This is a genomic window from Halomonas shengliensis (assembly GCF_900104135.1).
Lineage (GTDB): Bacteria > Pseudomonadota > Gammaproteobacteria > Pseudomonadales > Halomonadaceae > Halomonas > Halomonas shengliensis.
In genome coordinates, this window is record NZ_FNIV01000002.1 from 110882 (window position 1) to 123523 (window position 12642).

General features: G+C 69.9%; 8 protein-coding genes. 1 reads left to right on the plus strand and 7 read right to left on the minus strand.

The annotated features are described in order from the left end of the window. Positions 1–63: 63 nt before the first annotated feature. The 4 genes from folM to rho form a co-directional block, all read right to left on the minus strand. Positions 64–777: a dihydromonapterin reductase gene (gene folM, locus BLP95_RS03125; protein ID WP_089676986.1), complete on the minus strand. Its 714-nt coding sequence runs from the start codon at positions 775–777 to the stop codon at positions 64–66. Continuing rightward, entirely contained in the window at positions 774–1553 is a 780-nt protein-coding gene (locus BLP95_RS03130) for an NAD(P)H-flavin reductase (protein WP_089676987.1), read from the minus strand. Before BLP95_RS03130 ends, folM begins: the two co-directional genes overlap by 4 nt. A gap of 17 nt (positions 1554–1570) precedes the next feature. Beyond that, a complete protein-coding gene (ubiD, locus tag BLP95_RS03135; RefSeq protein ID WP_089676988.1) occupies positions 1571–3058 on the minus strand; it encodes a 4-hydroxy-3-polyprenylbenzoate decarboxylase in 1488 nt (495 codons plus the stop codon). Positions 3059–3244: 186 nt separating this feature from the next. Further along, positions 3245–4504 carry a transcription termination factor Rho gene (rho, locus tag BLP95_RS03140; protein WP_023004627.1) on the minus strand — a complete coding sequence of 420 codons (1260 nt, stop codon included), beginning with the start codon at positions 4502–4504 and terminating at the stop codon, positions 3245–3247. Between the two features lie 436 nt (positions 4505–4940). Here rho and ppx point away from each other — a divergent pair, with 436 nt between their 5' ends. Then, on the plus strand, positions 4941–6470 hold the full coding sequence (gene ppx / locus BLP95_RS03145; protein ID WP_089676989.1) for an exopolyphosphatase: 1530 nt from the start codon (positions 4941–4943) through the stop codon (positions 6468–6470). Here the strand turns inward: ppx and tilS are convergent. From tilS to dnaE, 3 genes are all read right to left on the minus strand, one after another. Next, positions 6459–7733 carry a tRNA lysidine(34) synthetase TilS gene (gene tilS, locus BLP95_RS03150; RefSeq protein ID WP_089676990.1) on the minus strand — a complete coding sequence of 425 codons (1275 nt, stop codon included), beginning with the start codon at positions 7731–7733 and terminating at the stop codon, positions 6459–6461. The two genes, ppx and tilS, sit on opposite strands and share 12 nt — an antisense overlap. Positions 7734–7737: 4 nt before the next feature. Then, positions 7738–8691 (minus strand): acetyl-CoA carboxylase carboxyl transferase subunit alpha, encoded by a 954-nt coding sequence (gene accA / locus BLP95_RS03155; protein ID WP_089676991.1) that lies wholly within the window; start codon positions 8689–8691, stop codon positions 7738–7740. 291 nt (positions 8692–8982) lie between these two features. Beyond that, positions 8983–12495, minus strand: a complete 3513-nt coding sequence (dnaE, locus tag BLP95_RS03160) for a DNA polymerase III subunit alpha (RefSeq protein ID WP_089676992.1) — start codon at positions 12493–12495, stop codon at positions 8983–8985. Between the last annotated feature and the right edge of the window lie 147 nt (positions 12496–12642).

Sequence of the window (12642 nt, forward strand, 5' to 3'; positions counted from 1 at the left end):
GGTGGCAGCCATTCTAGCGAAGTTGGCAGGCCTCGGCACGGCACCGATGGTCGCAGGCTGGGGCTATCGCAGGTGGCGCCCGCCGTCCACCGGCAGGGTCGCGCCGGTCACATAGCGGTTGTCGAGCAGGTAGCGCAGCGTCTGGTAGATCACCCCCGGGCCGGGCACCATCTGCATCGCCGACTTGCCGCGGGCCTTCTCGGCGTAGGCCTCGTCGTCGCCCTCGTTGAGCATGATCAGCGCCGGGGCGATGGCGTTGACCTGGACCTCAGGGGCGTACATGGCGGCGAAGGACAGCGTCAGGTTGTCGAGCCCGGCCTTGGTGGCGGCATAGGCGGCGTGCTTCCTGGAGCCCTTCTGCACCACGTAGTCGGTCATGTGCACGATGTCGCGCTGGGGCTCGCGGCACGCCTCGAGCAGCTCGCGGGCGTGCAGGTTGATCAGGTAGGGCGCCAGCATATGGATACGGAACAGCCGCTCGAAGGTCGCCCCCGCCTCGGGCCCGGTGGAGTCCGGTGCCCAGTCGCTGGCGTTGTGGACGATGGCTCGCAGCGAGGCGGTCTCGGCCTTGAGACGGGCCAGGAAATCGAGGATCCCCTCCTCCGTCGAGAAGTCAGCCGGCAGGGTGACGATGCCGCGGCCGCTCAGCGCCTCGAGCTCGGGGCGCTCGCGACGGTAGCTGATGATCACCGGATGGCCGTCGTCCACCAGGCGCTCGGCGCAGTGGCGCCCCAGGCGCTGGGCACCGCCGGTGATCAGGATCGGCGAGGCGCTCATGAGCCCGCCTCCCGACGCAGGCTGCCGGCGGTGGGCACGATGGGATCGCGCGGGGCGTAGGCGAAGACATCCGAGAAGACCCGCGAGGACGAAAGGCCCAGGGAGGCGAGTACGTCGACGCAGGCGTAGACCATGCCCGGCGAGCCGGAGAGGTAGACGTCGTGGCCGGAGACGTCCTCGAGCGAGGCGGCCAGGGCCTGGTCGATGCGCCCACGATGGCCCACCACCCGTTCGCCGGCCCAAGGGAGCTCCGGGGCGACCTCGGTGACCGGATGGAAGGTGAAGCCGGCGTGGGCCTCGGCCCACTCCCGGGGCAGGCGCTCCAGGTAGAGGTCGCGCTCCTCCCGCGCGGCCCACCACAGGGCGATCTCGCGCTGCGGGTCGGCGGCGAGCGCCCCCTCGACCAGCGCCTTCATCTGGGCGAAGCCGGTGCCGGCGGCGACCAGCAGCAGCGGCCGCCGGCTCTCGGGGTCCAGCACGCAGTCGCCCCCGGGCAGGCGCAGGGTCAGGCGGTTGGCCACCTGCAGGAGCTCGCGCAGCCGCGCGGAGTTCTCGCGTTCCGGCCAGTGCTGGATATGCAGCTCGATCTCGCCATCGCCGCGCCAGGCGTTGGCGATGGAGAACGGCACCCAGATGCCCTCGTCGAGCTTGAGCTCCAGGTACTGGCCGGGATCGTGGGCGGCCGCCTCGGCGCGGCCGTCGAGCCGGACACGGAAGACGTCGGGGCTGAGGTCCTCGACCTCGGTGACCGGGCAGGTCAGGGTCCTTGGCGTCATGTATGCCTCGTGGCTTGTCAGGGGGTCGTGGTGTCGGGGAGGTCGATGCCCAGCTCGTGCCAGCGCTCGCTGACGCGGGCCTTGACGGCCTCGTCCATGACGATGGGCACGCCCCACTCGCGATCGGTCTCGCCGGGCCACTTGGTGGTGGCGTCCAGCCCCATCTTGGAGCCGAGCCCCGAGACCGGCGAGGCGAAGTCCAGGTAGTCGATGGGGGTGTTCTCCACCATCACGGTGTCCCGGGCCGGGTCCATGCGGGTGGTGATGGCCCAGATCACGTCCTTCCAGTCGCGGGCGTCGACGTCGTCGTCGAGCACCACCACGAACTTGGTGTACATGAACTGGCGCAGGAAGCTCCACACCCCCATCATCACCCGCTTGGCGTGGCCCGGGTACTGCTTCTTCATGGTCACCACCGCCATGCGGTAGGAGCAGCCCTCCGGCGGCAGGTAGAAGTCGACGATCTCCGGGAACTGGCGGCGCAGGATCGGCACGAACACCTCGTTGAGGGCCAGCCCCAGGATCGCCGGCTCGTCGGGCGGGCGGCCGGTGTAGGTGGAGTGGTAGATGGCGTTCTCGCGCATGGTCATGCGCGTCACCGTGAACACCGGGAAGCTGTCCACCTCGTTGTAGTAGCCGGTGTGGTCGCCGTAGGGCCCCTCGGGCGCCATGTCGTCCGGGTAGATGAAGCCCTCCAGGATGATCTCTGCCGAGGCCGGCACCTCGAGGTCGGCATGGCCGCACTTGACCAGTTCGGTGCGCGAGCCGCGCAGCAGCCCGGCGAAGGCGTACTCGGAGAGCGAATCCGGCACCGGGGTCACCGCGCCGAGGATGGTGGCCGGGTCGGCACCCAGCGCCACCGCCACCGGAAAGGGCTCGCCGGGGTGGGCCTGCTGGAACTCCTGGAAGTCCAGCGCCCCGCCACGGTGGGAGAGCCAGCGCATGATCAGGCGATTCCTGCCGAGCTTCTGCTGACGATAGATGCCGAGGTTCTGGCGCTTCTTGTGGGGCCCCCTGGTGATCACCAGCGGCCAGGTGACCAGCGGCGCGGCATCGCCGGGCCAGCAGTGCTGGATCGGCAGGCGGTCGAGGTCGACCTCGTCGCCCTCATAGGCCAGCGCCTGTACCGGCGCCGAGCGCACCGTCTTCGGCCCCATGCTCATCACCTGCTTGAAGATCGGCAGCTTGTCCCAGGCGTCGCGGAAGCCCTTGGGCGGCTCCGGCTCCTTGAGGAAGGCCAGCAGTTCCCCCACCTCGCGCAGCGCGGCCACCGAGTCCTGGCCCATGCCCATGGCCACCCGCTTCGGCGTGCCGAAGAGGTTGCCGAGCAGCGGCATGGTGTGGCCCTTGACGTTCTCGAACAGCAGCGCCGGACCGCCGGCGCGCAGGGTGCGGTCGCAGATCTCGGTGATCTCGAGGTAGGGGTCCACCTCGGCGGTGATGCGCCTGAGCTCGCCCTGGGCCTCCAGGGCGGCAATGAAGTCGCGCAGGTCCTTGTACTTCATTCGGATTTCCCGGTTCCGGAATGACGAAAGGGGCAGCATAGCATGCTACCCCCTGGGCCTTCGTACAACATTTGCACAGTTTTCTGCGCTCGGCTGCCCCCAGGCTCCCAGGACAAACCTTTCAAGGCGAAGGCGTTGAAGGCTGGCCGTCACGAGCGAAGGTGATACAAGCGAAGCAGGCCAGGATCAACGCCGTTTCATGGCCTCGAAGAACTCGATATTGGTCTTGGTATCCTTGAGACGGTCGATCAGGAACTCGGTGGCCGCGGTGTCTTCCATGGGGTTGAGCAGCTTGCGCAGGATCCACATGCGCTGCATCTCGTCCTCGGAGGCGATCAGGTCCTCGCGGCGAGTGCCGGAGCGGCGGATGTTGATCGCCGGGTAGACGCGGCGCTCGGCCAGCTTGCGGTCGAGGTGCGCCTCCATGTTGCCGGTGCCCTTGAACTCCTCGAAGATCACCTCGTCCATCTTGGAGCCGGTGTCCACCAGCGCCGTGGCGATGATGGTCAGGCTGCCGCCCTCCTCGATGTTGCGCGCCGCACCGAAGAAACGCTTGGGCTTCTCCAGGGCGTGGGCATCGACGCCACCGGTGAGCACCTTGCCGGAGCTAGGCACCACGGTGTTGTAGGCGCGTGCCAGGCGGGTGATGGAGTCGAGCAGGATCACCACGTCCTTCTTGTGCTCCACCAGGCGCTTGGCCTTCTCGATGACCATCTCGGCCACCTGCACGTGGCGCGCCGGCGGCTCGTCGAAGGTGGAGGCCACCACCTCGCCGCGCACCGTGCGCGACATCTCGGTCACCTCCTCGGGGCGCTCGTCGATCAGCAGCACGATCAGGTGGCACTCGGGGTTGTTGCGGGTGATCGAGGTGGCGATGTTCTGCAGCATCAGGGTCTTGCCCGCCTTGGGCGGGGAGACCAGCAGGCCGCGCTGGCCCTTGCCGATGGGCGCCACCAGGTCGATGATCCGCGCCGTCAGGTCCTCGGTGGAACCGTTGCCGATCTCCATGCGCAGCCGCTCCTGGGGGAACAGCGGCGTGAGGTTCTCGAACAGGATCTTGCTCTTGGCGTTCTCCGGCCGATCGAAGTTGATCTGGCTGACCTTGAGCAGCGCGAAGTAGCGCTCGCCCTCCTTGGGGGGGCGGATCTTGCCGGAGATGGAGTCGCCCTTGCGCAGGTTGAAGCGCCGGATCTGGGAGGGGGAGACGTAGATGTCGTCGGGCCCGGCCAGGTAGGAGCTGTCGGCACTGCGCAGGAAGCCGAAGCCGTCCTGCAGGATCTCCAGCACGCCGTCGCCGTAGATCGGCTCACCGCTCTTGGCGTGCTTCTTGAGGATGGCGAAGATGATGTCCTGCTTGCGCGAACGGGCCAGGTTGTCGATGCCCATCTCGCGGGCGATCTCCAGCAGGTCCGGCACGGGCTTTTGCTTGAGTTCGGTAAGGTTCATCGGTGTGTTCAGACGTTGCTCTTGGGAAGCCGGGCGGCGGTGCGCCATGAGGAAAGCGACAGGAGGCGAGACGATGACGCCCTGTGATGCGTTCAGAGCCCGGACAGGCTAGCCTCGTCGTGGCGCGGCGTGTGGCCATGGGCGGGCGACCGCACGAGGGGTGGCCGGGCCGATGGCGTGAGCGAGGAAGCAGGTTCGATTCGCCTGATCAGCGGTTCTGGGCCGCAAGGCCGGGAACGCGGGCTGATGCAGTGGGCTGTCTGACGACTTGGAGTTGACCGAGACGGGATCGCCGGATCGGTCGGGGAAATCAGGAAAAGGCGAACGCTTCGATACTAGACAAGCCCGCCTGGGAACGCAAGCCCCGGCGCGACCGGCGATTGACAGCGCCGCGCCTTGCCCGCACCCTTTTTCCAGACTCGCCGAAGGAAGCCCCATGACCCCGCCACCGGACCCGGCCATTCCCCGTCAGGAGGGCGCCAGCGACCCGCGCCGCCTCGCCGCCATCGACCTTGGCTCCAACAGCTTCCACCTGCTGGTCGCCAACTACCAGGAGGACCGCCTGCAGGTGGTCGCCCGCCTGGGCGAGAAGGTGCAGCTCGCCGCCGGCCTCGACGACGACGGCCGCCTGGACGACGCCACCATGGAGCGTGCGCTGGGCTGCCTGGCGCGCTTCGCCCCCTTCCTCGAGGGCGTCACCCCCGACCACCTGAGGGTGGTGGGCACCAATGCCCTGCGCGAGGCGGCCAACAGCGAGGCCTTCATCGAGCGCGCCGAGGCGGAGCTGGGCCACCGCATCGAGATCATCGCCGGCCGCGAGGAGGCGCGCCTGATCTACCTGGGCGCGGCCCACGCCCTGGCCGAGCAGGGACGGCGGCTGATCGTCGACATCGGCGGCGGCTCCACCGAGTTCATCATCGGCGAACGCTTCGAACCCCTGGCGCTGGAGAGCCTGCGCATGGGTTGCGTCTCCTTCAGCCGGCGCTTCTTCGCGGACGGCGAGATCAGCGAGAAGCGCATGCGCCGGGCCGAGCTCGCCGCCCTCTCGGAGCTGGCCAACATCCGCCGCCCCTATCAGGAGCTTGGCTGGCGCGACCCGGTGGGCTCCAGCGGCACCATCAAGGCCGCCGCGGCGGTGCTGGCCGCCAGCGGCGACGCCCCGGAGGGGGTGATCACCCGCGAGGGGCTGGCCGCGCTGCGCCGCCGGCTGATCAAGTGCAAGAAGCTGGACAGGGTGGCCATGGAGGGGCTCAAGCCCGACCGTGCCCGGGTGTTCCCCGCCGGCATGGCGATCCTCGGCGCCATCTTCGAAGCCTTCGACCTGGAGCGCATGCGCTACGCCGACGGCGCCCTGCGCGAGGGGGTGCTCTACGACCTGGTGGGGCGTAATGGCGCCGAGGACAGCCGCCTCAAGACCCTGGAGAACCTCAGCCGCGGCTACCAGGTGGACCCGCGCCAGGCCGACAACGTCGCCGCCACGGCGCTGGCGCTGGCCGCCCAGGTCCGCGAGGCGTGGCGCCTCAACGAGACCCAGGTGCGCTTCCTGGGCTGGGCGGCGCGGCTGCACGAGATCGGCCTGGCCATCTCCCACAGCCAGTTCCATCGCCACGGCGCCTACCTGCTGGAGCACTCCGACCTGCCGGGCTTCTCGCGCCCCGAGCAGCGCCTGCTGGCCTTCCTGGTGCGCGCCCACCGCCGCAAGTTCCCGCTCAAGGAGTGGCAGGCGCTGCCCGCCCCCGACCGCGACTCCCACGCCCGCCTGGCGCTCCTGCTGCGCCTGGCGGTGATCCTCAACCACTCGCGCCCCGAGCAGCCCCCCGCGGCCCCGCGCCTCACCGCCGAGGGCGACACCCTTACCCTCGACATAGGCGAGGGCGAAGACCCCGCCCTGCTGCTCAACGACCTGGAGCAGGAGGCCGCCTACCTGAAGGCCGCCGGGTTCGAGCTTATCCTGTCACGCCGCTGACCAGCCCTCGGCCAGCGCCAGCCAGCGGCCGGCCTGGGGGTCGAGCACGGCCACCGGCGCCTCGCCGGCCCACACCACCACCAGCCGCTCGCGGACCCAGGGCGGCACCGCGAGCTCCTGCAGCAGCCGCCTGAGGTCGCGACCGCCGCGCCCGGCCAGGCGCAGCCTCTCGCCGCCGCGGCGCACCGCCACCCGCAACCTCTCCCCTTCTGCCGCCCCCCCGAGTGCCACCGCGCAGCGCCCCAGCGGCGTGGCGAGCGGCGCGTGGCCATCCCAGTCGCTGGCCCAGGCGGATGGCAGCGCCAGGGGCGGCGCCATCAGGTAGAGATGCCCGCGCCAGCCCCGCCCCTCGGCCCCGGGCCAGGCTACCCGCGGGACGGCGTCGGGGCGCGCCGCCTGCTGGGCCAGCAGGCTCTCCAGGCGCCGCGCCGGCGGCGAGGGCAGGCCCAGGGCCGCGCAGGCGTGGCGCACCAGCAACCGTCGCCGGGCAGGGGAGAGCCCCGCCAACCCCGCCAGGGGCAGTCGCCCCGGATCACCGCCGAGGCGCGCCAGGTCGAGCGCGGCCAGCTCCGCCAGCAGGCCATCCGCCTCGGCGGCGAGCGCCGCGCTGCGCGCCAGCGACGCGGCGGCATGGGGCCAGCGCTCGCCGAGGCGCGGCAGCACGGCATGGCGCAGGTAATTGCGATCCTGGTCGGGCGCGGCGTTGGTGGGATCCTCCACCCAGGCGACGCCGAGCCAGCGCGCGGCCTCGGTCAGCTCGGCCCGGGAGCAGCCCAGCAGCGGTCGCACCAGGCGCCGCCCCTGCCACTGGCGCCCCGGCGGCATGGCGCCGAGCCCGCGGGGGCCGCTGCCACGCAGGGCGGCGAGCAGGAAGGTCTCGGCCTGGTCGTCGCGATGCTGGGCCAGCCACAGGGTCTCGCCCTCCCCCACCCGCCGGGCGAAGGCGGCGTAGCGGGCCTCCCGGGCGGCGCCCTCCAGCCCCTGACCGCCGGCGGCATCGACCCGCACCCGCTCGACGTCGAGCCCCACCCCCAGCCCCTCGCACAGGGCGCGGCAGTGGCCCTCGAAGCCATCGGCGGCCTCCTGGAGGCCATGGTGAACGTGGAGGGCCCGCAGCGGGCGGGGGTGGCGACGGGTCGCCGCGGCGGCCAGGGTCAGCAGCAGGCAGGAGTCGAGGCCGCCGGAGAGGGCGACCCAGACGCGACGCCCCGGCGGAGTCTCGGCCAGGGCGTCGTTGATCAGGGACTGGAGGGGGTGGTCCATCCCGTCAGGCAGGGGCGCCGTAGCTCATCAGCTTCTGGTAGCGGCGCTCCAGCAGCGCCTCGGTGTCCATGGCATCGAGGCGCTCGAGGCTGGCCAGCAGGGCGTCCTTGACGCGCTCGGCGGTGGTCACCGGCTGGCGATGGGCGCCACCCAGGGGTTCGGGGATCAGGGTGTCGACCAGCCCCAGCTCCTTGAGGCGCTCGGCGGTGATGCCCATGGCCTGGGCGGCGTCGGCGGCCTTCTCGGCGCTCTTCCAGAGGATGGAGGCGCAGCCCTCCGGCGAGATCACCGAGTAGGTGGAGTACTGCAGCATGGCCAGCTCGTCGCACACGCCGATCGCCAGGGCCCCGCCGGAGCCGCCCTCGCCCACCACGGTGGCGATGATTGGGGTGCGCAGCCGCGACATCACGCCCAGGTTCCAGGCGATCGCCTCGGACTGGCCGCGCTCCTCGGCGTCGATGCCGGGGTAGGCCCCCGGGGTGTCGATGAAGGTGAGCACCGGCATGCGGAAGCGCTCGGCCATCTCCATCAGGCGGCACGCCTTGCGGTAGCCCTCGGGCCGCGGCATGCCGAAGTTGCGCCGCACCTTCTCGTGCACGTCGCGCCCCTTCTGGTGGCCGATCACCATCACCGGGCGGTCATCAAGGCGCGCCACGCCGCCGACGATGGCGGCATCATCGGCGAAGCGACGGTCGCCGTGGAACTCATCGAAGTCGGTGAAGACGTGCGCCAGGTAGTCCAGGGTGTAGGGACGCTGGGGATGGCGCGAAAGCTGCGAGACCTGCCAGGGCGAGAGGTCCTTGAAGATCGACTCGGTAAGCTTGCGGCTCTTCTCCTCGAGGCGCTCGATCTCCTCGCTGAGGTTGACCTGGCTGTCGTTGCCGACCAGCCGCAGCTCCTCGATCTTGGCCTGGAGTTCGGCGATGGGCTGTTCGAAGTCGAGATAGTTGGGATTCATTGGCCGGGTGCCTTGTGGTGTTCCACCGGCCACCGCTCTGGATGCGGCCGGCGCGTCGAAAAGGGAAAGTGGCTCGCATTATCGCACCCTCAACGCGCCACGCAAGGCGGCGCACCTGGTGCTGGCGACTACTCGTGGCTGATCCGGGAAAAGGCCTTCGGGGAGGCGCTGTGAACCCCTCCCTGGGCGCTACCGACGCCATCCCTGGCGTAGGACCTCCCCTGCGACCTTCCCCGGCGCCCCTCGCAGGCAAGCGGCGAGGGGTGCACTCCGAGAAAGCCCGTGGTCAGGTTACCGGTATTTCAGCCGTACCCCGTCCTGGCCCTGCACCTCGCGCAGCCCGATAAGCAGCTCGTCGGTGGGCGCCACCCGCCACTCCTCGGCCAGCTCCAGCCAACCGGTGGCCTCGGCGTTGCGGTAGCGCAGGCGTACCGGCAGGCCCTGGGCGTCGCGGTGCGGGTCGAGGCTCGCGCGCAGCGAGTCTACCAGGCGGCCGTTGACCGCGGCGCCGTCCAGGGAGAGCTCCACCGCCTGGCCGTAGCGGGTGCGCGCCGCCACCATGGGGGTGACCTCCTTGCCGCGCAGGCGCAGCCCGCCGGAGTAGTCGTCGGTAGAGACCTCGCCCTCGACGATCAGCACCTGGTCGGCCTCCAGCTGGCCGCGCATCTGGTCGAAGAGCTCGCCGAACAGCGACGCCTCGATGCGCCCGGTGCGGTCGTCCAGGGTCAGGAAGGCCATGGTGTCGCCGCGCTTGGACTTCATGGTGCGCATCCCCACCACCAGGCCGGCGACCCGCTGGGGCTCGCGGGAGGGCTTGAGGTCGCCGATGCGAGTGGAGACGAAGCGCTCAAGCTCCTTCTCGTACTCGTCGATGGGGTGGCCGGTGAGGTAGAGGCCCAGGGTCTCCTTCTCGCCAGCCAAGCGCTCCTTGTCGCTCCACTCCCGCACCCGGCGGTAGTCGGCATAGGCGTCGGCGTCGCCGGCTCCCTCCTCCGGGGCGACGAAGGCCTCGCCGAACATGTCCATCATGCCCAGGTTCTGGTTGGTCTGGCTCTGGGCGGCGGCCTTGAGGGCATCGTCCAGGGCGGCGGTGAGCACCGCCCGGTTGGGGCCCAGGGTGTCCAGGGCCCCGGAGCGGATCAGCGCCTCCAGGGTGCGCTTGTTCATGCGCTTGGGGTCGACGCGGCGGCAGAAGTCGAACAGGTCGGCGAAGGGCCCCTCCGCCTGGCGCGCCTCGACGATGGCGCCGATGGGCCCCTCGCCGACGCCGCGGATCGCCCCCAGGCCGTAGATCACGCGCCCCTCGTCGTCGACGCTGAACTTGTAGCCGCCGACGTTGACGTCCGGCGGGGTCACGGTCAGCCCGAGGTGGCGGCACTCCTCGATCAGCGGCACCACCTTGTCGAGGTTGTCCATCTCGGTGGACATCACCGCCGCCATGAAGGGGCCCGGGTAATGGGCCTTGAGCCAGGCGGTCTGGTAGGAGACCAGCGCATAGGCCGCCGAGTGCGACTTGTTGAAGCCGTAGCCGGCGAACTTCTCCACCAGGTCGAAGATGTTGCCGGAGAGGTCGGCATCGATGCCGTTGGCCGCGCAGCCCTCCAGGAAGCCGGCGCGCTGCTTGGCCATCTCTTCAGGCTTCTTTTTGCCCATGGCGCGGCGCAGCAGGTCGGCCTGGCCCAGGCTGTAGCCGGCCATCACCTGGGCGATCTGCATCACCTGCTCCTGGTAGAGGATGATGCCGTAGGTGGGCGAAAGCACCGGCTTCAGCAGCTCGTGCTGGTAGTCCGGGTGGGGGTAGGAGACCTCGGCGCGACCGTGCTTGCGGTTGATGAAGTCGTCAACCATGCCCGACTGCAGGGGGCCCGGGCGGAACAGCGCCACCAGGGCGATCATGTCCTCCAGCGAGTCGGGCAGCAGGCGCTTGATCAGCTCCTTCATGCCCCGGGACTCGAGCTGGAACACCGCGGTGGTCTCGGCGCGCTTGAGCATCTCGAAGGTGGGCGCGTCGTCCAGCGGGATGCTGTCGATGTCCAGCGGCCCCTCGCCACCGGCGGCGCGCACCTTGTCGACCATCTCCAGCGCCCAGTCGATGATGGTCAGGGTGCGCAGGCCGAGGAAGTCGAACTTGACCAGCCCAGCGTCCTCGATGTCGTTCTTGTCGAACTGCACCACCAGCCCCGAGCCGTCCTCGTCGCAGAGCAGCGGCGAGAAGTCGGTGAGCCGGGTCGGCGCGATCACCACGCCGCCGGCGTGCTTGCCGGTCCCCCGTGTGATGCCCTCGAGCTTGACCGCCATCTCCCAGATCTCGGCGGCCTCCTCGTCGGCCTCCAGGAAGTCGGCCAGCTGCGGCTCGGCCTCCAGCGCCTTCCCGAGGGTCATGCCCACCTCGAAGGGGATCAGCTTGGAGAGCTTGTCGCCCAGCGAGTAGGGCTTGCCCTGGGCGCGGGCGACGTCGCGCACCACCGCCTTGGCGGCCATGGTGCCGAAGGTAACGATCTGGGAGACGGCGTCGCGGCCGTAACGGTCGGCCACGTAGTCGATCACCCGGTCGCGCTTCTCCATGCAGAAGTCGACGTCGAAGTCGGGCATCGAGACCCGCTCGGGGTTGAGGAAGCGCTCGAACAGCAGGTCGTAGCCAATGGGGTCGAGGTCGGTGATCTTCTGGGCGTAGGCCACCAGGGAGCCGGCACCGGAACCGCGTCCGGGACCCACCGGGACGTCGTTGTCCTTGGCCCACTGGATGAAGTCCATCACGATCAGGAAGTAGCCCGGGAAGCCCATCTGGATGATGATGTCGAGCTCGAAGTCCAGGCGCTTGCGGTAGCGGGCGTCGATCTCGGCATACTCGGCGCCGTCTCGGGGGTACTGCTCGGCTGGGTAGAGGAAGTCCAGGCGCTCGGTGAGGCCGTCGTGGGAGATCTTGCGGAAGTACTCGTCCTGGGTCATCCCCTCGGGGATCTCGAACTCGGGCAGGAAGATCTCGCCCAGGCGCACATCGACCGAGCAGCGCGCGGCGATCATCACGCTGTTCTCGAGCGCCTCGGGCACATCGGCGAACAGCTCGGCCATCTCCTCGGGACTCTTGAGGTACTGCTCCTCGCTGTAGCGCTTCTCCCGGCGCGGGTCGTCCAGCGCCTTGCCCTCGCCGATGGCGACCCGGGTCTCGTGGGCCCAGAAGTCCTCCTTCTCGAGGAAGCGCACGTCGTTGGTGGCGACCACCGGGGTGCCGCTCTCGGCGGCCAGGGCCACCGAGAGGTGCAGGCACTCCTCCTCCTGGGCACGGCCGGTGCGGGTCAGCTCCAGGTAGAAGCGCCCCGGGAAGGCCGCGTTCCACTCCTCGAGCAGGGCGCGTGCCTCGTCGGGGTGGTCGCTCAGCAGGTGGCGGCCGACCTCGCCCTCGCGCCCGCCGGAGAGCGCGATCAGCCCCTCGCTCTTGGCCAGCACCCAGTCACGCGCCAGCAGCGCCTGGCCCTGGTGCTGCCCCTCCATCCAGCCACGGGAGATCAGCTCGGTGAGGTGGCGATAGCCGGTCTCGTTCATGGCCAGCAGGGTGAGCCGGTAGGGGTGCTCCTCGTCGTGAGGGTTGGTCAGCCACAGGTCGGCACCGATGATCGGCTTGAGCCCGGCCCCCTGGGCCGCCTTGTAGAACTTGACCAGGCCGAAGAGGTTGGCCTCGTCGGTCACCGCCAGCGCCGGCATGCCCAGTCCCGACGCCTGCTTGACCAGCGGCTTGAGGCGCAGCAGGCCGTCGACCAGGGAGTATTCGGTATGGACGCGCAGATGGACGAAGGGCGTTGTCATAGAGGACTCGGGGCTGGGCGGTGAAGTGTCATTCTAGAAACCAGGCTATCGGGTCTGCCACATGAAGTGGACATCGCATTCGGTTCCGCTCGGAGCTGATCCGGCGACAGGCCCCGAAGCGTCGGACCGGCGCGGAGGCGCTGTGAA

Excerpts from the sequence above, each read along its gene's own strand:
- folM (WP_089676986.1), bottom strand. The coding sequence starts at position 777 with ATGAGCGCCTCGCCGATCCTGATCACCGGCGGTGCCCAGCGCCTGGGG.
- rho (WP_023004627.1), bottom strand. The coding sequence starts at position 4,504 with ATGAACCTTACCGAACTCAAGCAAAAGCCCGTGCCGGACCTGCTGGAG.
- tilS (WP_089676990.1), bottom strand. The coding sequence starts at position 7,733 with ATGGACCACCCCCTCCAGTCCCTGATCAACGACGCCCTGGCCGAGACT.
- ppx (WP_089676989.1), top strand. The coding sequence starts at position 4,941 with ATGACCCCGCCACCGGACCCGGCCATTCCCCGTCAGGAGGGCGCCAGC.
- ubiD (WP_089676988.1), bottom strand. The coding sequence starts at position 3,058 with ATGAAGTACAAGGACCTGCGCGACTTCATTGCCGCCCTGGAGGCCCAG.
- BLP95_RS03130 (WP_089676987.1), bottom strand. The coding sequence starts at position 1,553 with ATGACGCCAAGGACCCTGACCTGCCCGGTCACCGAGGTCGAGGACCTC.
- accA (WP_089676991.1), bottom strand. The coding sequence starts at position 8,691 with ATGAATCCCAACTATCTCGACTTCGAACAGCCCATCGCCGAACTCCAG.
- dnaE (WP_089676992.1), bottom strand. The coding sequence starts at position 12,495 with ATGACAACGCCCTTCGTCCATCTGCGCGTCCATACCGAATACTCCCTG.